Origin of the sequence: Lysinibacillus sp. NPDC093712 (assembly GCF_050280025.1) — a bacterium.
GTDB lineage: Bacteria > Bacillota > Bacilli > Bacillales_A > Planococcaceae > Lysinibacillus.
The window spans coordinates 608942-633785 of sequence record NZ_JBNNUU010000002.1 but is presented as its reverse complement, the minus strand read 5'-3'; the positions used below and the strand labels follow the sequence as shown (position 1 = coordinate 633785).

Here is a 24844-nt window from a genome sequence, read left to right as displayed (position 1 = left end):
TGAAAAATAAGGAGGGCGTCATGAACATACAATACGTTCCGGCAAATGATTATCAACAAATTCATCGATTACGAGATTATTGCTTTCCAAATAAATATAGCTGTGCGCGGCGCGATGATTTTCATTATTGGATTGAGCATAGTACAACTTTAGGCGCTTATGATGGCGATAAGGTTGTTGGGCAGCTATTAATATTACCGCTTAATATGACAATACATGGTGAAAACTATGAAATGGGTGGTATTGGATTTGTGGCAACATATCCTGAGTACCGTCAGCAAGGAATTATTAAAAAGCTAATGACGGCTTCTCTAAAGGAAATGCGACAACATGGGCAAACCATCTCAGTACTTGCACCCTTTTCCGTTTCTTTTTACCGTTATTTTGGCTGGGAATTATTTTTTGACAAACTCCACTATGCTATTCCTAACTCACAGTTTCCTCATTTCGGCAAACAGTTAGATGTGGTAAAGCGTATGAGCTTTGAATGGCCGGATAGTACGTTGTTTGAAGCAATTCAACAATTTCATAATGCACAGGCAAGCGTTACAAATGGTGGGATGCTACGTGACGCAGCATGGTGGAAACGCATTGAAAGAAGGTCACCTGAAAGTCATTTTGCTGCGTGTTTTCTGGAACAAAAAATAGTAGGGTATATCCGCTATACCATTCAAGATGGCATCTTTACAATTCATGATTTTATTGTGAAGGGTCATTTAGCTGAACAAGCACTATGGCGCTTTATTACATCACATGCAGCAAGTGTACACACGATCGAAGGAATTACGGCAAATGATAGCCATTTTGGTTTTAATTTTGAAAATCCGCAATTTCTAAAAAAGATTATACAAGATGTCATGGTCAGAATCGTGGATGCTTTTGCCTTTATGCAACGCTATCCATGGGGAGAATTACAGCAAACTTTGTACGTTCGTCTAGAGGATCACTTTTGTCCGTGGAATGAACATATTTACATGATAAATAAAGATGGCGATATCTCGATAATTGAGGAAAATTCCATCTCTGAAAAGCATATGCTTACATTACCAATCAATTTATTTTCTGCAATGATGGTCGGTTATCTTAGTGTAAAAGATGCAATGACGTTTGCGAATAAAGAGTTAGGTGACGAACAAGTACGTTATTGGCAACAGGCTATTCCAGCAAAGCGAGCAGCATTTTATGAATATTTTTAACTTGGTGCAGGCAGCAACAGCAAAAAAATGAAAAATTTTTGAATTTTTTTCTGGACTATACCAGTTAGGGAAAGCCATTTATTAGCAAGTATCGAGCAATAGCCCAATTATTTATTAGTTTCAAAAAGGTATAAAATTACTAAAAAAGTATATTGTGGTATATACCAATTGGTGCTATTCTCAATATAAGAAAGCGATTTCATTATAGTCGTCAAATCGTTAAAAGGTACTAAATTAAAAAAAGACAATGAAGGAGTGCTGACGATGAAAAATATTATGTTAGTTTGTGTTGCAGGGATGAGTACGAGTTTACTAGTTTCGAAGATGCAGAAGGCTGCTCAGGAACAAAATATTGAGGCTGATATTTTTGCTATAGCCGAAAGTGAAGTAGATAAAATTTTAGCGAATAAGAAGGCGGATGTACTGTTACTTGGACCGCAAGTACGTTACTTAAAATCAACATTTGAAACAAAATTTAAGGAATTGAATTTTCCAATTGATGTAATCAATATGGCAGATTACGGCATGATGAACGGTGATAATGTCTTAAAACAGGCATTAAAGCTGATTGGGTGAGGAGGTAAGACAGTGGAAGAAACAGCAATGATGCAGTCCATTATGGGATTAATTATCCATAGTGGTAATACGAAAAGTGAATGTATGGAAGCACTTCAGCTAGCCAAAAAGGGGCAAATTAACGAAGCAAAGGAAAAAATAAAGCAAGCAAATGAAGCGCTAGTCGAGGCTCATCATTCACAAACAGCATTGTTAACGCAGGAAGCAAGGGGAGAAAAAGTCGAAGTATCGATGCTATTAATTCATGCACAGGATCACTTAATGAATGCAATAACGTTTCGTGATTTAGCGCAAGAAATGATCGAACTATATGAACAAATCAAAGGGGAGTAACATCAGTTTTTGATGTCACAATAAAAAGCAAAGGGAGTGTGTGGAATGTTCCGATTTTTAGAAGAAAAATTTGTACCGGTAGCTGCAAGAGTTGGGAGTCAGCGTCATTTAGTTGCCATTCGTGACGGTTTTATTACAATTATGCCATTGACAATTGTAGGCTCGTTAGCTGTATTAATTAATAACTTACCAATTGACTTTTATCAAAATGCACTGGACTCCATTTGGAAGCATGAAACATGGACGCAATGGGGCGGAAATATGTGGGGTGCGACATTTGGTATTCTGTCGCTGTTACTCGCGTTCGCAATTGCTTATAATTTAGCAAAAAGTTATAACAAAGACGGTCTTTCAGCTGGGGTCATTAGTCTTTCAAGTTATTTGACATTCGGTACATTTGGTGAAGGCGGTTTATCAGGTTTAACAACTGGAACCGGCGGGATATTTATCGCCATTATCGTGTCCTTGTTGTCTACTGAAGTATTTTGTAGGTTATCAGGTAATAGTAAGCTACTAATTAAAATGCCTGATGGGGTACCGCCAGCAGTTTCGAAATCATTTGCAGCATTGCTGCCAGCTATTATTACAATTGGTGTTTTTGCATTAGTTCGTACAATTATTTCTGCAGGTTTTGGTATTCCGGATATTGTTGGTTCATTCTATTCAGCCATTCAGGAGCCGTTTATGGGCTTAACAAATACATGGGTTGCTGCCATAATTTTAGCCTTTATTCCAGCATTCTTATGGACGCTAGGTGTTCATGGTGCTAACATTATCGAACCATTTATGCAAACGATTAATTTACCTGCGATTGATGCAAACGTTGCAGCAATTTCTGCTGGCAAAGTTGCACCTTATATCGTAAATAAGCCATTCTTTGATGCGTTCGTTAATATGGGTGGATCGGGTACGACAATTGCACTTATTATCGCGATTTTCATTATTGCACGGAAAAATAAGCAATATAATACCGTTGGAAAATTATCCGCGGCACCAGGGCTATTTAATATTAATGAGCCGTTACTATTTGGTCTACCAATCGTTTTAAATCCAATTTTATTTATTCCATTTATTTTAACGCCAATGGTAAACGTAACAATTGCTTTCTTTGTCACAAAATGGGGTTGGGTTCCTGCGGCAACTGTTGCAGCCCCATGGACTACACCGCCGGTAATTAACGGATTTTTAGTGACACAATCTTGGACTGGAGCTGTTTTAAGTCTTGCGTTAATTGTTATATCAGTTTGTATCTACCTTCCATTCTTAGCGATGGCAAACCGTATCGCTAAACAAGACCAAAAAAAGGCAGAGCAAACACAAGAGCTACAGGCTGAAATTACAGCTGAGAATCCAAAAGTAGAAGTGTAATAGCTTAGCATTGGAGGTATTGTCATTTTGAGAAGATTAGGAATTTCACTCTATCCACAGCACAGCACGCTAGAAGAAATGCAACAATATGTTCAGCTAGCACACGATAATGGTTTTGATCGGATTTTTACATGTCTTTTGTCTTTAAACGATGAACAAGAAAAACTAAAATTACAGCAAATCAATTATTTTGCAAAACAGCTAGGCTTTGATATTTCTGCTGATATTGCACCAGCTGTTTTTGAAGATTTAGGCTTAACGTATAAAAATATTGCTTACTTTAAAGAGCACTACCATCTGGCCGCATTGCGTTTAGACATGGGATTCTCAGGTCAAGAGGAAGCGTTAATGTCATTCGATGATAGTCAGTTGAAAATTGAGCTCAATATAAGTAATGGAACGAAGTATGTGGATAACATACTATCCTACCAACCGAACCGAGACCATATTATAGGCTGTCATAATTTCTATCCAAGACGATTTACAGGTCTTTCACGTCAGCATTTTCTTGCAACCTCTCAAAATTTTAAAGCCAACCATATAAGGACAGCTGCGATGATTTCATCGCAGCATGCACTGTACGGTCCTTGGGAAAAAACTGAGTATGGCCTACCGACACTTGAAGAGCATCGCGATTTACCGATTACTGTGCAAGCGAAAGATTTATGGCATACAGGCTTAATCGATGATTGTATTATTGGCAATATGTATGCCTCAGAGGAAGAACTAAAGGCATTAGGACAATTAAATCGGCATAAGTTGGAGCTGAAAGTTGTACCATCCTCTGAAACAACGGTGTTAGAAGAAGCAGTCTTATTCAAAGAGCCTCATTTTAATCGAGGTGATGTATCGGATTACGTTATTCGTAGTACACAATCGCGAGTGAAATATAAAAATGGTGATTTCCCAGTTCATGATACGCATGCATTGCAACCAGGGGATGTCACAATCGATAATAATTTAGATGTTCGCTATAAAGGTGAACTACAAGTAGTTTTAAAGGAAATGCCGAATGCTGGCTCTACAAATGTAGTTGCCAAAGTAGTTGAGGAAGAACGCTTTTTACTAGCGAAAATTCAACCATGGGCGTCATTCGGATTTACAAAATAATTGAACTTAATAGGAGGATTAAGCCGACAATTGTATGTGCTTAATCCTTTTTCATATAGAAAGGAGCAAATAGGATGTATGTACTAGCGATAGATGGAGGAGGTACAAAAACTTGTGCTGTTATTTGTGATGAATATGGCACTATTTATGGCAAGGTGATGACATCACGTAGTAACCCAACTGCAATGGATGCACTTGATTTTGAGGCAACAATTCACGGATTGTTACAGAAATTGCAGGAGCAAACGCCACAAATATTGACAGCAATACATAGTTGCTTTGCTGGTATGGCAGGGGTGAAGGAAAGGCAATCTGAAGGCATAGTAGAAAGTATTATTCGTCAATATGTTGATAAGACGACGACCGTTGTAATAGAAAATGATGCTTTAATTGCGCTATATGCTGGTACGATGGGACAAGAAGGGATTGTCCAAATTGCTGGTACGGGTGCGATTACGATGGGGTTCAACCATCAGCACATGGTTAATCGTGTTGGTGGCTGGGGGTACTTATTTGATGATGAAGGTAGTGGTTATGATTTAGGTATTCATGTGCTAAAGGCTGTTTTTCAAAGCTATGATCAGCGTGCCCAGCCAACCGTTTTAACAGATATAGTACTACAACATTTCTCTGTTGATTGTGTTCCGCAATTAATTGAACATATTTATGGAGTGGAGCACCCAAGAACTGTAATTGCACCAATTGGCAAATATGTTTTTCAAGTTGCAGAAAAAGGAGATCGTATAGCCAAACAAATTGTGCAAGACGCTTGTGTCAAATACTATACGGCGATAAAAACATGTTATGCCAGCATGTCATGGGGGAGAGAAAATGTACCCGTAGTATTAGCAGGCGGTGTATTTTCGAATAATCCTACTATTGTTTCACACCTTGAACAATTAGCATTAGCAGATCAGTTGCCGATGCAATTTATTTTACCTGATTTAGAGCCGATAGGTGGGGCGGTTGTCGGAGCCTTTAAACAAGCGCACGTTCAACTAGATGTGTCATTTATTGAAGCGTTTCAAGCAAATTTTGAGAAATGGGAAAATGAAAATGACTAAATAGGCAAAAAACAACCATCTATGCGAAATTTTTTAGTACAACAACTGTGCGAGTTCTTTTTGAGAATTTCCACTTGAACAATATCATGATAGAATGTAATATAGGTTTGATTTTATCTTAGTATATAACTAGGTTTACTAATAAAAATTGGATAGATGGAGAGTGTAAGGATGTTACATCAATTTTCTCGTAACGAGCTCGCGATAGGTACTGAGGGACTCGAAAAATTAAAAAATACAACAGTAGCCATTCTAGGTGTCGGTGGCGTCGGCTCATTTGCTGCAGAGGCATGTGCTCGTAGTGGTATTGGTCGCATTATTTTAGTTGATAAAGATAATGTAGATATTACGAACGTTAACCGTCAATTAGTAGCGTATCTTTCAACAGTAGGAAAATCCAAATCTGGCGTTATGAAAGAGCGTATTGCTGATATTAATCCAGAATGTGAAGTAATTGATATGCATATGTTTTATACGGAAGAAACATATGAGGAATTTTTTGCACAAGGAATCGACTATGTTATTGACGCGAGCGATACTGTAATTTATAAAATTCACATTATGAAAGAATGCTTAAAACGTAACATCCCAATTATTTCAAGTATGGGTGCTGCCAATAAAATGGACCCAACCCGCTTTAAAATCGCGGATATTTCGAAAACGCATACAGATCCATTAGCAAAAGTTATTCGTACAAAATTACGAAAAGATGGTATTCATAAAGGGGTAACAGTTGTATTCTCTGATGAAAGTCCAATTGTCGTACGTCCGGATGTCGTAGAGCATGTGGGAAAACCAGATGCTGCTATCCGCAAGGCGAAAATGCCACCTTCTTCTAACGCATTTGTCCCTTCTGTTGCAGGTTTAATCGCAGCAAGTTGGGTAGTCAATAAAATTGTAGAAGATGTGAAAATTACTCGAGTACAAGGCTAAGCCATTTGTCTTGTATTTAGCAGTAACTAGCACATTGAAATTGAAAATGTTCATATGTTAATTAAAAGAAGAATCTGCAAAGTTTTCCTTGGGGAAGTTGTAAGTTTGTGCCTGCGCATGCTTCCTTTTTCATAGATGACTTGTAGATTCTTTTCTTTTATGACAAGAAAATCAGTAGGAGAAATGACTAAAAATGCTCCCTTATGTTACTTATGCAACAGACGTTCACTTTTTCTATGTTACAATAGGGCTGTTATAAAAGAGGGGGCATTCATTAATAATGGAGCAAATTTATCAAATGGAATATAGAGGATTGAATCTATTCGATGAAATTAGCACAGTGGAATTAGCGATTGATGAGGAGAGAAAGACGATACATATTTTTGATGTTGAACAGGTTGTGACACCTGTTTTTAATTTTGATGTATCTGCTTATGAATTATCAGATGGCTTTTACAAAATGGCGGATATACTTCGGCATAAACGAATTTTAACTGAACAGCAACCAGCGACAGAGCTGACGTTAAGCCAATGGCTAATTACGAATAATGCGTATTTTTATAGTCCAAAACAAAGAATTAAAAAATATGTAAACGGAAGCATCGTCGAAATAATAAATCAAGAAAAGGAACAATTTTTGTTTGATTACTATATACAAAGAGTTTAATTTTACCAAAATAATTAATTTAACGTGCACAAAATGCTAATAATTCACGAAATTGCCTTATTTTTTTCATGTCCTCACTTCTTCTTTTGGTTTATTGCTATAATTTGAATAATTCCAATATATGTAGATATTAGGTCAGCTTGTTTGGAATGTTCAAATCTACTTAGGGGAAGTGGAAATGGCGTTTGCTAAAACAAATGAGAACATGGGAGAGTGGGAAAATGGAAATACAAGTAATTCGTGAACATTTAGATATCGTAAAACTTCAAGAGAAAATGAATAGTATTGTATTTGATTATTTAGATACGTCTAATAATTACACAAAAGCCATGAGAGCTTTAACGCCTTTATATACACAAGCTACAACATTTTATAAGGAATATTTAGTTGCAAGAGCAGGTGAACTACCGAAAGCCAATACATATTGGCATTTGTATATAGATTGTAGTGCCAAGCTTTGTTATTTTTTAGCAGCATCCATCTATTATTCTTCAAATGAGCTACAAAAAACGCCTGAAAAAGTAGCAAGTTTATTAACGATTGCCGCCCGTTCTTTACCAAGTATTGAGCAGGAAGAGAATAAGGAGCTTTTAACTGCTATTATCGCCCTATATGGTGATGTAATAGAAGATAGTGATCAGGTAGCTGCTTTAAGAGAAGAAGTACTTGCCCAAAAAGGTGACGTCAAGCAATGTTTACAGCAATTTAAATTGTTTGTTGAGAAGGAATCCATAAATTAATAAGAAATAAACTAGTACCATTGTCGAAAAGCATAACGACAATGGTTTTTCTTTTTTTTGTAAGGGATATGTAGCTGAAATTGTTTATGTGCCTGGCACTCCTTTATGCTTTCCGCGCAGCATAAGTTATAAGACGCAACCCCCGCTGTAGTGCGGTCTGTTGCGTCTTACGTTGTGTGCGTTCTTTAGCAGCATGGTAAATTGTTTGAGTGCCTGGCACTTTACTTGTGACGGAATGATTTAAGCTTATCGTATATACTTGCCATCCGTTTCTCTTCCCCTGCAATAACTGGTTTATAAAATTCTGTACCAACAAGCTCGTCCGGTAAATATTGTTGATCTACCCAGCCACCAAAAGTACCGATAGGGCTGTTATGCGGATATTGATAACCAACATGACCTAAATCTTTGGCCCCTTCATAATGTGCATCACGTAAATGGTGTGGAATATCTCCCGTTTTACCTGCGTGGATACTAGCGATAGCAGCATCAATAGCAGCTATTGCAGAATTTGATTTTGAAGCAAGGCACATTTCAATTACAGCACTTGCTAGCGGAATCCGTGCTTCAGGTAACCCTAAACGTTCTGCTGCCTGGACAGCGGCAAGCATGTGAGCCCCTACTTGTGGGTTGGCAAGACCAATATCCTCATAGGCCATGACGAGTAAACGTCGACTAACTGCAACCAAATCACCTGTTTCCAGTAAATGTGCTAAATAATACAACGCCGCATTCGTATCGCTCCCACGTACCGATTTTTGTAATGCTGACAGCAAGTTATAAAAGTGTGAGCCATTTTTATCACCGTACACGCCAATTCTGCCAATAAGATGTTCTAGAATATGGTCAGAAGCTATTGTTTGTCCGTTCACTTCATCACTTGCATAATAAATCGATTCGAGCAATGTTAGTGCCTTGCGCGCATCACCATTTGCTGCTGTCGCAATTTGTTCAATTTGTGGATCTGTCAGTGCAAAATGATACTTTCCTAGTCCACGTTTGTCATCAGTAAGTGCCTTTTGAATAAGTTCTACTAAATTTGCTGTTGTTAATTTTTTTAACTGATGAATTTCTCCGCAACGTGAGCGAATAGCAGGGTTTACATCATGATATGGATTTTCAGTTGTCGCACCTATTAAAACAATAGAGCCGTTTTCCACATGTGGTAGTAATGTATCTTGCTGTAATTTATTGAAACGATGTATCTCATCTAGAAACAGTATAACTTTCCCAGAAATTCTTGCTTCTTGTACAATATCTTCAACGTCTTTTTTCCCAGCACGAGTCGCATTAAGAGCGAAAAAGGGTAATTTAGAGCTTCCTGCGATGGCATTTGCTATCGATGTTTTACCTATGCCTGGCTCTCCGTATAATAACATGGAAGGAACGTGCCCATTTTGAATCATTTTGTATAGAGCAGTATCAGGACCGACGAAATCTTGTTGACCAATGATTTCATCTAGCGTTAATGGGCGCATCCGATATGCAAGTGGTTCATTATGCAAAAGAATATCCCCTTTCGTACATTTGTTCTAATTCATAGTATATCATAACCTTCCAAGAGTATTTCCGAGTTCTTCAAGAGGAGATTATGATATACTGTTGGTAGTATTTTGACTAGACTAATTGAGGGTGATAAAATGAAAATTTCTACAAAGGGCCGTTACGGTCTCACGATTATGATTGAATTGGCAAAGCATTATGGTGAAGGGCCAATTCCATTACGCAAAATTGCTGCTGAAAAGGAGCTTTCTGAAGCGTACTTAGAGCAACTCGTATCACCATTGCGCAATTCGGGCTTGGTAAAAAGTGTTCGCGGCGCTTATGGAGGTTACATGCTTGCAAACCCACCTAGTGAGATTTCTGCAGCGAATGTAATTAGTGTACTAGAAGGTCCGATTCAGCCTGTAGAGGGTATCGAAAATGAGGAAGCACCTCAACGTGAGCTATGGTTACGAATCCGTGATGCTGTGAAAAATGTATTAGATACAACGTCTATTGAAGATTTAGCACAGTATACAGAGGAAAATGTAGCAGACGGCTATATGTTCTATATTTAATATTTCTAGGCTAAAGCACCTCCAAAGGTAGAAACGCTGTTAGGTTTTTACCACTCGGGAATGAACAGTGCTTTAGTGTTTTCGTATAAAGGAGTTTTCAACATGAATTCATATATCTATCTTGATCATGCGGCAACGTCCCCGATGAATGACAAGGTAATAGACGCGATGACTTTAGCGATGCGCGATGTATTTGGAAATGCATCGAGTATTCACGGAGCTGGACGAGAGGCGCGCAAACATTTAGATAATGCACGTGATGTCCTAGCACAATCAATAGGTGCAAAGCCAGGAGAAATTATTTTAACAAGTGGCGGTACGGAAGCGGATAATACGGCAATTATTGGAACTGTTACTGCGCGAGCTGCTGAAGGGAAGCACATTATTACAACTCAAATCGAACATCATGCGGTGTTACATACTTGTGAGAAGCTAGAACGAGAAGGCTTTGAAGTGACGTATTTACCAGTTGATGCGCTTGGTCGCATAACTGTCGAAGCGGTACAAGAGGCATTACGTGACGATACGATTCTCGTAACAATTATGTATGGCAATAATGAAGTTGGTTCAATTCAGCCAATTGCTGAAATAGGTGAGTTGTTACGCGAGCATAAAGCGACGTTCCATACAGATGCTGTTCAGGCTTATGGTTTAGAGACAATAGATGTGGAAGCTTTGCAAGTTGATTTATTAAGTGTGTCTGCACATAAGATTAATGGGCCAAAAGGGATTGGCTTCCTTTATCAGAAAACTGGTACACCACTTGCTAGCTACGCGTTAGGCGGTGACCAGGAGAAAAAACGTCGTGCTGGTACTGAAAATATACCGGCTGTTATAGGCTTTGCTACTGCTGCTGAAAATGCAAGTCAGTTGCGTGAAAGTAAGCGAACACTGTACAATCGCTTTAAACAAATTATGCTTGAAGTTTTTACACATGAAAAATTAGTATTTCATGTCAATGGCGATACACAAAATGTTCTACCACACGTCTTAAACGTTAGCTTTGCGAATATGGAGGTAGAGTCATTTTTAGTGAATCTTGATATGGCTGGCATTTGTGCATCTAGTGGTTCAGCATGTACTGCTGGTACAATTGATCCTTCACATGTGTTAGTTGCTATGTACGGCAAAGGGGCAGAGGAGTTACGAAATTCTATTCGCTTTAGCTTTGGCCAAGGTCTAACAGAAGAAGCTGTCCGCCAAGCGGCAGAAAAAACAGCAGCGATTGTGAAAAAGCTGGCAAAATAATTTGTTAATTACTATCAATTTAAACCGAATGAATTAAACGCTATGTATATTTGCAAAGCCTTAGAGTTCGGTTTATATGAATTGAATAAAAGAAAAGGTGACCACAATGATCGAAACACGTGACCCATCGGAAATTCGTGTCGTCGTCGGCATGTCAGGTGGGGTAGACTCTTCAGTTGCTGCATATATGCTAAAGCAACAAGGGTATGAAGTAATTGGTATTTTTATGAAAAACTGGGATGATACAGACGAAAATGGCGTTTGTACAGCAACAGAAGATTATGAAGATGTAATTAAAGTATGTAATCAAATCGGCATTCCCTATTATGCTGTGAATTTTGAAAAGCAATATTGGGATAAAGTTTTCACATACTTTTTAGAAGAATATAAAGCAGGACGTACACCTAACCCTGATGTAATGTGCAATAAGGAAATTAAGTTTAAAGCATTCCTAGAACATGCAATGGATCTTGGTGCAGATTACTTGGCAACAGGACATTATGCACGCATTGATCGCAGTGGTGATGGGGAAGTACGTATGCTTCGTGGTGTTGATGATAATAAGGACCAAACTTATTTCCTTAATCAATTATCGCAAGAGCAACTAGCGCATGTAATGTTCCCAATAGGAGATATTGAGAAAAAAGAAGTGCGTAAAATTGCAGAAGAAGCAGGTCTTGCTACTGCCAAGAAAAAGGATTCCACTGGAATTTGCTTTATTGGAGAGCGTAATTTTAAAGAGTTTTTAAGTCAATACTTACCGGCTCAACCAGGCAAAATGGAAACAATGGATGGTGTAGTTATGGGGCAACATGATGGTTTAATGTATTATACATTAGGTCAACGTCATGGTCTTGGTATAGGTGGAGACGGTGAGCCTTGGTTCGTACTTGGAAAAGATTTAGCGCGTAATGTGTTACTTGTTGGCCAAGGGTTCGACCACGATGCTTTATATTCAACTTCGCTGACAGCCGTGAAAATGGGCTATACTTCGACAAAAAAATTGCCCGGGAAATTTTCTTGTACTGCGAAATTCCGCTACCGTCAAACAGACACACCTGTTGAGGTAGAAATTTTAGAAGATGGTCGCGCACACATTGAGTTTGCGGAACCAGTTCGTGCCATTACACCAGGACAGGCTGTTGTTTTATATGACGGTGAAGTTTGCTTAGGTGGCGGTACAATTGATGAAGTCTTTAAAAGTAATGAAAAACTAACATATGTTGGATAACTTGCAAAAGGGCTGCAAAATATACTTATTTCAGTTGATTTCTTAGGAAATAAGGAAATGCATTGAGTGAATATAGTCACTCAGTGTAAACGAATAAGCGATAGGATTTGCAGTCTTTTCGCTACATAGAGGTGAAATGATTTGGATTTTAACGAGCAGGGCATACTAGCATTCCAAGAGAAACGTTATGAGGATGCTGCACAACTATTTACCCAAGCGATTGAAGCAGAGCCTGATAATGCAATTGGCTACGTGAATTTTGGGAATTTATTGGCTGTACTAGAAGATACAGAACGAGCAGAACGCTTTTTTCAAAAGGCGATTACTGTAGACGAAACGGCAGCTACTGCTTATTATGGTTTAGCCAATTTATATTATAATGCGGAACGCTATGCAGAAGCGTTAAAACTTTATGAGCAAGCGGTAAAGCATAAAATTGCAGGTGCAGATGTTTATTATATGATGGGGAAATGCTTTGAACGAATGGAAAATCCAAAGCTCGCATTGCCATATTTACAACGTGCGGCAGAGATTGCGCCTGAAGATACACAAATTCGACTTGCGTATGCTATCGTGCTATGTGCATTAGAAATGTTCGAAGAAGGTAAGAAGGAATTGGATTATTTAATTGAGCTGGATTGGAATAATGCAGATGCTCATTATAATTTAGGTGTTCTGTATGCGGTATCTACAGAACAAACAGAGGATGCTATGTATCATTTGAAGCAGGCATTTACGATTCAACCAGAATATGATCAAGCGCGCTATATTTACGATATGATTGCCCAACGATTTAACTAAAGAGGTTGGGATAAAAGTGAAAAAGTGTTAGATTGACTGCCATCAATCTAACACTTTTTTGCTATATCGTTGATTTCCGCTACGTGCGGGCGCTCTTTCCGAGGGCACACCGTAAGCCGCAACCCTCGCTAACGCGCGGAATGCCCACGTCTTACGCTGCGTGCGTTCCCGCAGGAGTCGCCACCTTCGCTACCAACAACTAGTGCTCTTCCTTCTATAAGTTGTCCTAGCTTGATCTTTCGGTCAATTATTTACTATCTTTACTGTCAAATGTGAGTTGCGATAAGTATTGCGCTAAATGTGCAACCGGAGTTGTATCTAAAAGTGAAGATTCTGCTTCATTTTCCTTTAAAATATTTATTTCTTTATTCAGCCGCTCCATTTTACGATCTAATTCTGCTGCTTGTAATGCCGCATCTTTAAGTTCATGACGAATATGTGCAGGCACTTCTTTATTATATTTATAATAAATTTTATGTTCGAGACTTGCCCAAAAATCCATTGCAATCGTACGAATTTGAATTTCTGTATATACTTTTTCCATTCGATCGGACATAAAGATTGGAATTTTAATAATAAGGTGTAGGCTTTGGTAGCCATTGTCTTTTGGATAAGCAATATAATCTTTTACGTCAACAACTTCAATATCATTTTGTGCTTGAAGCATCGCACTTACTTTGTAAATATCTTCTACAAAAGAGCATGTAATACGGACGCCTGCTATATCACGAATATGTTCGCGAATACTATCAATGGCGGGTGTTAGCTCTTTTTTTGACATCTTCAATAATATACTTTTCGGTGATTTCACTCGGGTTGAGACATGTTCAATTGGATTATATTCATGAATAAGCTTAAATTCTTCTTGTAAAATATTGATTTTCGTTTCAACTTCATTTAATGCAAATTTATATGCTAGGAAAAAGCGGGTAAGCTCTGTTTGGAAAGATTTTAAAGTTGTGGCTTCGAGTTCGTTTTTCATAATAAAATAAATCCTTTCTTCTGAAAAAAATCGTTCTATCCGTGATAGGATGCAAGTTGAGCTCCTTATCGGATGATAGGGCAACAAAATTAGTATTCCCTCTTTCAAGCTTAACAAAAAGAAGGGGAAAATAGAAATTTGTGCTCTACAAAAAAATGCATGCAACACACGGTAAGACACCGTTCATTCTCGTTCCAAGCGTTCCTATTCCATAGGCACGGCAACAATTCATTTTAGTGTCTTTGTTTTTGAAGGACACAATCTGTTTCTAAAAACGAAAAATACTTCGAAAGGCATGACCCTCGAAGTATTTTGTCTGCATTTTTATTGTTTTAAACGATAATTTTAGCATTTAAATTGTAACGCTTATTGAATTCGTCAACGAATAGTTGTAAGTCAATATAAGTACCGATATATGGTTCGGTTTCTTGATCACGAAGGAAGCCGCAAGTTGCTTTTAACGATTTAGAAAACTCAAGTAACATTTGTTCGTTATCAAGTTGAATCTGTATTGATAACGAATCATCTAACGTATTCACCTTAAAATATTTTCTATCAATAATGCGTTCTAAATTTGTCTCTTCAAATGGAAAAACAAAATCATTATATATTAGTTTCACAGTACCCCGCCTTTTTTACAATAATTCACAACTTCAACATAAGGTAATTCTCCACCAAAAATAGAAAGGGAGCTACCAATTGTGAGATGAAGCTTACCATTTGAAATTGCTTTGAATTTTTCTAAGTCTTCTAAAGAACGAACTCCACCAGCATAGGTTGTTGGAATGGATGTCCAAGCAGCTAAATCCCGTACCAAGCTTTCCTGCATCCCACCTTTTTTTCCTTCAACATCGACCGCGTGAATCAGTAATTCATCACAAAATCTCTCAATATAGGCAATGGTCTTTGCATTCACTTCAAAATCACTAAACTTGGTCCATTTATCAGTTACTACAAACCATTTATTATCGCGCATTCTGCAGCTTAGGTCAATTACGAGATGTTTTTTCCCGATGGTATGAACTAGTTGTTCTAAGCGATTAATATCGAGTTTTCCATCATGAAAGATATAGGATGTCACGATAACATGCGAGGCACCTGCATCTATGTACTTTTTTGCGTTTTCTGAAGTAATGCCGCCTCCGACTTGTAGGCCTCCTGGATATGCTGTTAATGCTGCTATTGCGGCATGTTCATTTCCACTGCCAAGCATAATGACATGACCGCCTACTAATTGATCCTCTGCAAACATGTTCGCATAATAGCTAGAGTCATAATCTGAAATGAAATTTTCGATAACTTCTTGATCTGTATGTCCAAGTGTACTTCCAACAATTTGTTTCACTTTGCCATCATGTAAATCGATGCAAGGTCTAAATTCCAATAGCTTCACAATCCTTCCAAACAACAAGTTCATTCATTGTATCTATCATAGCATGGTTAGAGGTAAATTAGCCGTAATTTGTCATTTGTCAAAATAATGTTAAAAATTTTTAGGTTTTTCTTGTTAAAACGATATTTCTTAACGTGCTGTGGTAAAATAATAAAATTGAAATAAACGAGAAGGGGACGAATCGATAATGACAGAAAATCTAGATTTATTTGAGTTGAATAAGCTATTTATTCTCGGACGTCCTATTGTATCTATTTTCCATAATACTCAAAATATGTATTCGATTGTACGTGTGAAAATTCAAGAAACAAATTTGCAATATGACGATAAGGAAATTATTGTAGTTGGTTATTTCCCACAATTGCAAATGGACGAACAATATCGTTTTACAGGTAGTATGAGACAACATCCAAAATATGGTGTACAATTTCAAGTTGAGACGTTTACAAAGGAAGTGCCCGCAACTGAGCAAGGAATTGTTCATTACTTATCAAGTGACTTATTTGTTGGAATAGGAAAGAAAACCGCTGAAACAATTGTTGAAAAGCTTGGTGCAAATACAATCCGTCTTATATTAGAAGATCCAAATGTGCTCGATGTTGTACCTCGATTATCGGCTGAAAAAAAGGAAGTCATCCATCGCACAATTGAGCAAAATCTTGGATTAGAGCGTGTCATGATTCAATTGAATGAATGGGGATTTGGCCCGCAGCTCGGAATGAAAATTTATCAAACGTATCGTACAGAAACGATTGATTTATTAACTGTAAATCCTTATCGCCTCATTGAAGATGTGGATGGTGTCGGCTTTTTTCGGGCAGATGAGCTTGGTGCAAAATTAGGCATTACTGGTAATCATCCTGACCGTATTAAGGCTGCAATTTTACATACTCTAAATACAGCTGCATTATCAGACGGCCATGTATTTTTAGATGCGGAGCACGTTTTACCACAAGTGAAAGATATGCTCGAGCAAAGTCAACGCCAAGAAATTCCGTATGAAGCAATCTCTAAGGCTTGTATCGAGATGCGTGAGGAAAATAAAATATATGGTGAAGAAACAAGGCTTTATTTACCATCCCTATATTTTTCTGAAATTGGAATTGCTTCAAAAATTATTGCGTTAACCGAACGAAATAGTCAGGCTAAGCATTTTAGTAAAGACGAAATTCGCAAGGCTATCGGGGATACGGAAGCTTTTTTAAACGTCACATATGCAGAAACACAAGCATATGCGATTGAACAGGCTCTTAATTCAGCTGTGATGATTTTGACGGGTGGTCCTGGTACAGGAAAAACAACTGTTGTCAGAGGTATTGTAGAAGTATATGCAAAGCTTCATGGTCTTTCATTAAATCCTAAGGAATATGCGCAAAAAGAAGAGCCGTTTCCTATCATTTTATGTGCACCAACAGGACGTGCAGCTAAACGATTATCAGAGTCCACAGAGCTACCTGCTATGACAATTCACCGTTTGCTAGGTTTTACTGGTCAGGAGAAGGAAGAAGAAACCGAGCGAGAAGTTACTGGAAAACTTATAATTGTCGACGAAATGTCAATGGTTGATACATGGCTTGCCCATCAATTATTAAAATCATTACATGAGGATGTTCAAGTTGTTTTTGTAGGTGACCAGGATCAGTTACCACCAGTAGGTCCAGGACAAGTACTCAAAGATTTACTCGCTTCGAAACAAATTCCGACAGTTGAACTGACTGATGTTTATCGTCAGGCGGAAGGTTCAACAATTATTGAACTTGCCCATCAAATTAAGCGTGGTACAATTCCTAATGATTTGTCGATGAAAACGTCTGATCGTTCATTTATTAAAGCATCACCAGATCAAGTGGCAAATGTCGTAACACAAGTTGTAAAAAGTGCTGTATCGAAAGGTCAGGAAATTCGTAATATACAAGTTTTAGCACCGATGTATAAAGGGCCTGCTGGAATCGATAATTTAAATAAAATGATTCAAGACCTTGTTAATCCGAATGATACAGGCTCAAGAAAAGAGCTTATCTTTGGTGATGTAACGTATCGAATTAAGGACAAGGTGCTACAGCTTGTAAACCAGCCAGAAAGCAATGTCTTTAACGGAGATATGGGGGAAGTCATTAGTATTATTAAAGCAAAGGAAACGATTGAAAAGCAGGATTTGCTTGTCGTGTCATTTGATGGTATTGAAGTAACTTACCAACGGAGCGATCTTAATCAGTTAACCCTTGCGTATTGTTGTTCTATCCATAAATCGCAAGGCTCGGAGTTTCAAACGGTCATTATGCCGGTTGTTCGTGGCTATTCTAAAATGCTCCGTCGTAATTTGTTATATACTGGAATTACGCGAGCGAAAAATTTCTTAATTTTATGTGGTGAGCCAGATGTGCTAGCTAATGGCTTACAGCGTACAGACGATTTACAACGGTTCACGTCTCTGCGAGCACGACTTAACCCAATGGATGCATCCTCCAATGAAGTTATTGAAGTGAAGGAGACATCAGTGGAGACAATTGTCGAAGAAGACCGACAAGAGGAACCTATAACTGTTCTTCAGCTAACAGTAGATACGGTTCCATATATACATCCAATGATTGGAATGGATGGCATTTCGCCATATGATTTTATGGATAAATAAAAATTGAAAATAAGTTTTATGAGGTGAAGAAAGTGAAACGCATCGTGATATTGCTTCTATTCATGCTGTTATTACCGTTCGCACAGAAGGTACATGCCAGTAATGTCGTTATTCTAGTGAATGAGGAAGCAACTGTCTTTGATAATCGTTCAGGCAAACTTGAACAAGTAGGAACATTATCTGGAGGACAAACTTTTGAAGTGACAAAAGATTATGGGGCAAATTGGTGGCAAATTCGTTGGGGCGGTAGTTACGGTTACGTCGATAAACGTTACACAACCGTTGTCCCATCTACAACATATAAAAATATCGTTCCTTCAGTTGCAAAGATAAAAGATTATATTGTAGCAACGAAGGTAACGCCTATTTATGATAATACAAGCAATAAGTTGGTGCAATTTGCAACATTGTCGGAAGGTGTTCAATTCCCCATTTATAGTAGAATGGGTAGTTGGTACGGAATTGCTGTGAACGGACGACTCGGTTATGTACATAGTAATTTTGTTACGGAAGAAAAAGGTCAGGAGACAACGGATACATCAACAAAGCCGATTGGAAAGCCAACCCCACCTCCAAGTCCAACCCCAACACCACCGAGTAAGCAAAATGGCTACATTGAAGCATTAGAAAACATTGTGCTATACGACCTTCGTAGAGAACAACCAATGTCTATAGCGACGCTTTTAAAAGGTCAACAATTGGAAGTGGCAGGTATGGGTGATGAAACGTATGTTCAAGTTCGTTGGGGCAAGACGTTTGTCTATGCTGAAAAATCGAAAGTGAAGTTTGTGAATACGCCAACGTATAAAAATATTGGTAAGGATAATGCAGTAATAAATCAATATTTCATTCCGATATCAGGGAATAGTGAAGTTTATGATCGAACAGCTAACAAACTAATGCCATTTGCAAAGCTTGATACTAATCGACGATATCCTATTTTACGAAAAGAAGCCAATTGGTATGTAACGACAATTGGTGGTCGTGAAGGCTATATTCACAGTTCTAAGGTAGCTTTAGATCGTGGTGTTCCTGTTATGATGTACCACCATTTATTGAAGGTGTATGAGCTAGGGCGCTTTAAAAATGTAAGTACTACAATGACTGATACTCAATTCGCTAATGAAATGAAGTATTTGAAAGATAAAAAATTCGAAACGGTTAGTGCTGATGATTTATTACGGTTTATGCGTAATGAAATTACATTGCCTGCTTATTCAATCGTCCTAACATTTGATGATGGCTTATTATCCACAAGGGAATATGCTTATCCAATATTAAAAAAACATGGTTTTCAAGCAACACAATTTTTAATTACGTATCGAAATGAATATTCTCCTGCAGAGCAACAATTTAATTATAATGATTTACAAGCACTTTCAAGACAAGATATGGAACTTATGCAAGATGTCTTTACGTATGAGTCTCATACTTACAATTTACATGATATGATCGGGAATAAAGGGAAAATGCTACTGATTCCATATCATGAAGTTGTACAAGATTTAAAGCGTAGTTTAACAATAATTCCGGGGGCAAAAGCATTTGCTTATCCATTTGGTCAATATAATACCAATACAATTTATGCTGTAAAAGAAGCAGGATTTGCAATGGCCTTTTCAACAAAGCCTGGCTACAACAATCCGTATGATGATGTTTACCAAATTAAACGCTTATACAGCGATCAACAAACGTCCTTCACACAGTTCAAAAAAATGGTCTCGCCATATGCACAATAACAGAGGAGGGCTTCTAATTGCCTTCTTCGACTATACAAAACAAACCCGCATCTTCATTGAAGCTGCGGGTTTGTTTTGTAGGTGCTTACTCAATCAAATTTATTGTGTCTCAACAAAATAGAACCATTCGGCGTTTATCATACAGATAAGAGGCGAGGAACGATTCAGCCTAATAGGTCATATAATACATGAGAATTAAAAACATAGGTCCATATTAGGGGTGAATGTATGCCAGCAATTACAGGCCAGCAATATATTAAACGCATTGACGCATTGCAAACGTATATATCGATAGATGGTGAAGTCGTTACGGGAAATGTTTCAGAACATCCGGCATTTAAAGGCGTTATACAAAGTCAGGCTAAACTTTTTGATTTGCAGCATGATGAAAATTTACATGATAGTATGACTTATGTGTCACCAACGAGTAACCAGCGGGTCGGGATGTCTTATCTACAAGTGACAAAGGACGAAGATTTGGTGAAAAGACGTCAAGCTGCTCGAGAGTGGGCTTTATCTAATCATGGATTTATGGGAAGAAGTCCTGATTATATGAACACTACTTTAATGGCATTGGCTTCAGCAGCCGAATACTTAAAAGATAAGCCGAATTGTTTTCCGGATCATCTGCTGAATTATTATGAATATGCACGTGAAAATGATTTAACGATGACACATACGTTTATTGAGCCTCAAGTAAACCGTCATAGTTATCATTATGAAGATGATGATGTCATCATTGCTGCTAAAATTGTAGGAAAGACGAATGAAGGGTTAGTCATTAAAGGTGCGAGATTGCTTGCAACACAGGGGGGCATTACTGATGAACTCCTTGTATTATCAACAAATGGTTTTGATAAGGAAAAAGGATTTGGTTTCTCCATTCCTAGTAATACTAAAGGATTGAAATTTTTATGTAGACAGTCATTTGTTGGCGGTGAATCCACGTTCGATTATCCATTAAGCGCTCGATTTGAGGAAATGGATGCGATTGTTGTATTTGATGATGTCGTAGTACCGTGGGATCGCGTATTTTATTATGAAAATACAGAAGTAGCGAATAGTTTCATGAATGTGAGTGGTTTCCAAGCATATTCTTTACATCAAGTATTGTCGCGACAAATTGCTAAAACTGAATTTGTATTAGGCGTTGTACAATCAATTGTTGATACGATAAACATTGGAAGTTATCAGCATGTGCAACAAAAAGTAGTTGAAATTATTGTGACGCTAGAAACTATGAAGGCTTTATTACTTAAGTCAGAAATAGAAGCAAAAAGGGATGACTTTGGCTTTATAAGACCAGATTTACCAACATTACAAGTTGCCATTCAAGTTTTTCCAAAGGTTTATCCAACCTTTACAGAAATTATTCAATTACTTGGAGCAAGTGGATTAATGTCTATTCCAAGTGAAAAAGCATTTGCCGCAGATAATGGGGATTTAGAGCATTATTTACAGTCATTTAGAGATGGTGGAGAGGACCGTGTAAAAAAATTCCGCCTAGCGTGGGATTTAACGATGAGTACTTTTGGCACAAGGCAAACACTTTATGAGCGATACTTCTTTGGAGATCCTGTTCGCTTATCGAGCCTGCTCTACCAAACTTATAATCGCGAGCCATTTATGCAAAGAGTAGAAAATTTCTTAAAAAGATAACTTTAAAATAACGACTTATGTTTGAAGAATTCGATAATTTTGTATAGAATAGAAATGCAATGATTGACAGAAGAACATAATTTTTTTATAATGTGCGTTAGAAAATAGAAAAAACGATGATGGAACAAGTACGTATTTGTGCGTGTGAAGAAAGGGATTTCTAGGCTGAAAAAATCCTCACGTCAACAAGTGCCGAAAGCTACTCCAGAGTGCAGCTAATCCCTGCCGTTCACTTACGTTACAAGTGCTAAAGAGGTAAGTATGTATCATATGCTTACAACTAGGGTGGTACCGCGAGACAATACACAAAGTCCTCGTCCCTTTTTTGGGATGAGGGCTTTTTTATGCGTACAAGCGGATTCATATCGTAATTTTACACAATTAGAGGAGGAACTTTTCATATGAAAGCAGCAGAAATTCGCCGTTTGTATTTAGAATTCTTTAAAGAAAAAGGACATCATCATGAACCATCAGCACCACTTGTGCCAATTAATGACCCTTCATTACTTTGGATTAACTCAGGTGTTGCAACATTAAAACCATATTTTGACGGTCGTATTATTCCTGACAATCCACGTATTACAAATGCGCAAAAATCAATTCGTACGAACGACATTGAAAATGTAGGGAAGACTGCACGTCACCATACATTCTTTGAAATGCTAGGAAACTTTTCTATTGGCGATTACTTCAAAAAAGAGGCAATTCATTATGCATGGGAATTTTTAACCGACAAAAAGTGGATGGGCTTTGACCCTGAACTTTTATCGATTACAATACATCCAGAAGACCAAGAAGCATATGATGTTTGGCATAACGAAATTGGTATTCCTGAAGAGCGCTTAATTCGTTTAGAAGGAAACTTCTGGGATATCGGTGAAGGTCCATCTGGTCCAAACTCAGAAATTTTCTACGACCGAGGAGAAGAATATGGTTCAGATCAAAATGATCCAGAAATGTATCCTGGCGGTGAAAACGAGCGTTATTTAGAAGTTTGGAACTTAGTGTTCTCTCAATTTAACCACAATCCAGACGGTACTTATACACCATTACCAAAGCAAAATATTGATACTGGGATGGGTCTAGAACGTATTGTTTCAGTTGTGCAAAATGTGCCAACGAACTTTGATACGGATTTATTCATGCCAATCATTGAAAAAATTGAACAGTTTGCAAATCGAAAATACAAACGTCCAGGTGAAGTTGCGTTAAGCGAAATCTTCGGCTCAGAAGAAGACATTAATACGCCTTTCAAGGTGATTGCAGACCATATCCGTACTGTAGCATTTGCTATCGGTGACGGTGCACTTCCTTCCAATGAAGGCCGTGGGTACGTATTACGTCGTTTACTGCGTCGTGCAGTGCGTTACGCTAAGCAAATTGGTATTGAAAAACCATTCATGTTTGAATTAGTACCTACAGTTGGCGAAATTATGGTTGATTTCTACCCAGAAGTTACGGAGAAATGCGAATTTATCCAACGTGTTATTAAAAACGAGGAAATTCGTTTCCATGAAACATTAGATGGCGGTCTTGCAATCTTTAACGAGGTTGTGGAAGCTCAAAAAGCAGCAGGCCATGATTATATCCCTGGAGCAGATGCATTCCGTCTTTATGACACGTACGGCTTCCCAATTGAATTAACAGAAGAATATGCGGAAGAAGTAGGCATGAAGGTTGATCACGAAGGATTTGAAGTTGCAATGAACGAGCAACGTGAGCGTGCGCGTGCTGCTCGCCAGGATGTTGATTCAATGCAAGTACAAAATGAAGTTCTAGCAAACTTAACAGTAGCAAGTGAATTTGTTGGGTATGATAAATTATCGGTTGAAACTGAAATTGCAGCGATGATTGTAAATGGACAAGTAACGAAAGTAGCTTCAGAAGGTCAAGAAGCGCTAGTTGTATTAGCAAAAACACCATTCTATGCTGAAATGGGTGGACAAATTGCGGATAGCGGTGTAATTGCTAATGATGGCTTTACAGCAATCGTTAAGGATGTTCAAAAAGCACCAAATGGACAACCGTTACACACGGTTCTTGTGGAATCAGGCGAAATGCATGTTGAAGATGCGGTAAAAGCGGTTGTTAATCGTGAGGAACGTAATCTAATCATTAAAAACCATACAGCAACGCACATTATGCAACGTGCATTAAAAGATATATTAGGTGATCATGTGAACCAAGCAGGATCATATGTTGGTCCAGATCGTTTGCGTTTTGACTTCTCGCACTTCGGTCAAGTAACAAAAGAAGAATTACAACAAATTGAACGTATCGTTAATGAAAAAGTGTGGGAAGATATTGAAGTCGTGATTGAAGAAAAAGCGATTGATGAAGCGAGAGCAATGGGAGCAATGGCATTATTCGGTGAGAAATACGGAGATATCGTTCGCGTCGTATCGATTGGCGATTATTCTATCGAACTTTGCGGTGGTATCCATGTAAAACGTTCTTCTGAAATAGGCTTCTTTAAAATTGTTTCAGAAGGTGGTATTGGCGCGGGAACTCGTCGTATCGAGGCTGTAACTGGTAAAGTGGCATATGAGGCAGTTAAAGAAGAAGAGGCGCTTTTAAATGATGCAGCAGCACTATTAAAAGCAAATCCGAAAGATATTGTGACAAAAGTCCATGCATTACAAGCAGACTACAAAGAATTACAACGTGAAAATGAAGGGTTGTCACAAAAAGTTGCGAATGCTCAAGCAGGCGCTATCGTAGATGCAGCACAAACTTTTGGTGATGTAACTATACTTTCAACTAAAGTGGAAGCAAAAGACAACAACCAATTGCGTCAAATGATGGATGACTTAAAAGGCAAAATGACGAAAGCCGTTGTTGTATTAGGTGCTGTTGATGGCGATAAAGTGATGTTATGTGCAGGTGTCACGAAAGATTTAGTTGGTGGCAATTACCATGCAGGAAATATTGTGAAAATGGTTGCGGAAGCTTGTGGCGGTAAAGGTGGCGGTCGTCCAGATATGGCGATGGCGGGTGCAAAAGATGCAACAAAACTTGATGAAGCGCTACTTTCTGTGTATGATTACGTTAAATCCATTTAATTAATACATCAAATCGGTTATAATAAAGAGAAATCGGAGATGAGCTTCTT

The 24844-nt window shown here is 38.1% G+C and carries 21 protein-coding genes and 1 other annotated feature; of the genes, 17 read left to right on the top strand and 4 right to left on the bottom strand.

Annotated elements, in window-relative coordinates; genetic code table 11:
• Positions 1-20 precede the first annotated feature (20 nt).
• The 9 genes from ACQKNX_RS10650 to ACQKNX_RS10610 all read left to right on the top strand — a co-directional run bounded on the left by ACQKNX_RS10650 (position 21) and on the right by ACQKNX_RS10610 (position 7987).
• Positions 21-1196: a GNAT family N-acetyltransferase gene (locus ACQKNX_RS10650; protein ID WP_427428849.1), complete on the top strand. Its 1176-nt coding sequence runs from the start codon at positions 21-23 to the stop codon at positions 1194-1196.
• Positions 1197-1460: 264 nt separating this feature from the next.
• A complete protein-coding gene (locus ACQKNX_RS10645) occupies positions 1461-1772 on the top strand; it encodes a PTS sugar transporter subunit IIB (RefSeq protein ID WP_427428848.1) in 312 nt (103 codons plus the stop codon).
• Positions 1773-1799: 27 nt separating this feature from the next.
• Complete coding sequence (locus ACQKNX_RS10640) at positions 1800-2105, top strand: PTS lactose/cellobiose transporter subunit IIA (RefSeq protein WP_427429186.1); 306 nt, start codon at positions 1800-1802, stop codon at positions 2103-2105.
• A gap of 36 nt (positions 2106-2141) precedes the next feature.
• Positions 2142-3473 (top strand): PTS sugar transporter subunit IIC, encoded by a 1332-nt coding sequence (locus tag ACQKNX_RS10635; RefSeq protein WP_427428847.1) that lies wholly within the window; start codon positions 2142-2144, stop codon positions 3471-3473.
• Between the two features lie 27 nt (positions 3474-3500).
• Positions 3501-4583: a DUF871 domain-containing protein gene (locus ACQKNX_RS10630; protein ID WP_427428846.1), complete on the top strand. Its 1083-nt coding sequence runs from the start codon at positions 3501-3503 to the stop codon at positions 4581-4583.
• Between the two features lie 74 nt (positions 4584-4657).
• The gene (locus ACQKNX_RS10625) at positions 4658-5647 is read left to right on the top strand and encodes an N-acetylglucosamine kinase (protein WP_427428845.1); all 990 of its coding nucleotides are present in this window, start codon (positions 4658-4660) and stop codon (positions 5645-5647) included.
• Between the two features lie 171 nt (positions 5648-5818).
• A complete protein-coding gene (locus ACQKNX_RS10620) occupies positions 5819-6580 on the top strand; it encodes a tRNA threonylcarbamoyladenosine dehydratase (RefSeq protein WP_172772163.1) in 762 nt (253 codons plus the stop codon).
• 280 nt (positions 6581-6860) lie between these two features.
• On the top strand, positions 6861-7247 hold the full coding sequence (locus ACQKNX_RS10615; protein ID WP_427428844.1) for a hypothetical protein: 387 nt from the start codon (positions 6861-6863) through the stop codon (positions 7245-7247).
• Positions 7248-7468: 221 nt separating this feature from the next.
• Positions 7469-7987 (top strand): hypothetical protein, encoded by a 519-nt coding sequence (locus tag ACQKNX_RS10610; protein ID WP_427428843.1) that lies wholly within the window; start codon positions 7469-7471, stop codon positions 7985-7987.
• A 221-nt stretch (positions 7988-8208) separates the two neighbouring features.
• On the opposite strand, the gene ACQKNX_RS10605 is transcribed toward ACQKNX_RS10610, so the two are convergent.
• Positions 8209-9492, bottom strand: coding sequence for a replication-associated recombination protein A (locus ACQKNX_RS10605; protein WP_427428842.1), 1284 nt, complete (start codon positions 9490-9492; stop codon positions 8209-8211).
• A 135-nt stretch (positions 9493-9627) separates the two neighbouring features.
• Between ACQKNX_RS10605 and cymR the strand changes: the two genes are divergently transcribed.
• The 4 genes from cymR (at position 9628) to ACQKNX_RS10585 (ending at position 13327) form a co-directional block, all read left to right on the top strand.
• The gene (cymR, locus tag ACQKNX_RS10600) at positions 9628-10047 is read left to right on the top strand and encodes a cysteine metabolism transcriptional regulator CymR (protein ID WP_427428841.1); all 420 of its coding nucleotides are present in this window, start codon (positions 9628-9630) and stop codon (positions 10045-10047) included.
• A gap of 102 nt (positions 10048-10149) precedes the next feature.
• On the top strand, positions 10150-11295 hold the full coding sequence (locus ACQKNX_RS10595) for a cysteine desulfurase family protein (RefSeq protein WP_427428840.1): 1146 nt from the start codon (positions 10150-10152) through the stop codon (positions 11293-11295).
• Between the two features lie 106 nt (positions 11296-11401).
• A complete protein-coding gene (gene mnmA / locus ACQKNX_RS10590; RefSeq protein WP_340823493.1) occupies positions 11402-12526 on the top strand; it encodes a tRNA 2-thiouridine(34) synthase MnmA in 1125 nt (374 codons plus the stop codon).
• 141 nt (positions 12527-12667) lie between these two features.
• Positions 12668-13327, top strand: a complete 660-nt coding sequence (locus tag ACQKNX_RS10585; protein WP_427428839.1) for a tetratricopeptide repeat protein — start codon at positions 12668-12670, stop codon at positions 13325-13327.
• Between the two features lie 247 nt (positions 13328-13574).
• Here the strand turns inward: ACQKNX_RS10585 and ACQKNX_RS10580 are convergent, their stop codons facing one another.
• The 3 genes from ACQKNX_RS10580 to hisA form a co-directional block, all read right to left on the bottom strand.
• Positions 13575-14309, bottom strand: a complete 735-nt coding sequence (locus ACQKNX_RS10580; RefSeq protein ID WP_427428838.1) for a GTP pyrophosphokinase — start codon at positions 14307-14309, stop codon at positions 13575-13577.
• A 332-nt stretch (positions 14310-14641) separates the two neighbouring features.
• Positions 14642-14929, bottom strand: a complete 288-nt coding sequence (locus ACQKNX_RS10575; RefSeq protein ID WP_427428837.1) for a hypothetical protein — start codon at positions 14927-14929, stop codon at positions 14642-14644.
• Positions 14926-15693: a phosphoribosylformimino-5-aminoimidazole carboxamide ribotide isomerase gene (gene hisA, locus ACQKNX_RS10570; protein WP_427428836.1), complete on the bottom strand. Its 768-nt coding sequence runs from the start codon at positions 15691-15693 to the stop codon at positions 14926-14928. Before hisA ends, ACQKNX_RS10575 begins: the two co-directional genes overlap by 4 nt.
• 196 nt (positions 15694-15889) lie before the next feature.
• Between hisA and recD2 the strand changes: the two genes are divergently transcribed.
• From recD2 to alaS, 4 genes are all read left to right on the top strand, one after another.
• The gene (recD2, locus tag ACQKNX_RS10565; protein ID WP_427428835.1) at positions 15890-18334 is read left to right on the top strand and encodes an SF1B family DNA helicase RecD2; all 2445 of its coding nucleotides are present in this window, start codon (positions 15890-15892) and stop codon (positions 18332-18334) included.
• A gap of 32 nt (positions 18335-18366) precedes the next feature.
• On the top strand, positions 18367-20073 hold the full coding sequence (locus ACQKNX_RS10560) for a polysaccharide deacetylase family protein (RefSeq protein WP_427428834.1): 1707 nt from the start codon (positions 18367-18369) through the stop codon (positions 20071-20073).
• 228 nt (positions 20074-20301) lie between these two features.
• Positions 20302-21732, top strand: coding sequence for a 4-hydroxyphenylacetate 3-monooxygenase, oxygenase component (gene hpaB, locus ACQKNX_RS10555; RefSeq protein ID WP_427428833.1), 1431 nt, complete (start codon positions 20302-20304; stop codon positions 21730-21732).
• A gap of 107 nt (positions 21733-21839) precedes the next feature.
• Positions 21840-22057: a binding site (T-box leader), on the top strand.
• Positions 22058-22133: 76 nt separating this feature from the next.
• Positions 22134-24794: an alanine--tRNA ligase gene (gene alaS / locus ACQKNX_RS10550; protein ID WP_427428832.1), complete on the top strand. Its 2661-nt coding sequence runs from the start codon at positions 22134-22136 to the stop codon at positions 24792-24794.
• The last annotated feature ends 50 nt before the right edge of the window (positions 24795-24844 follow it).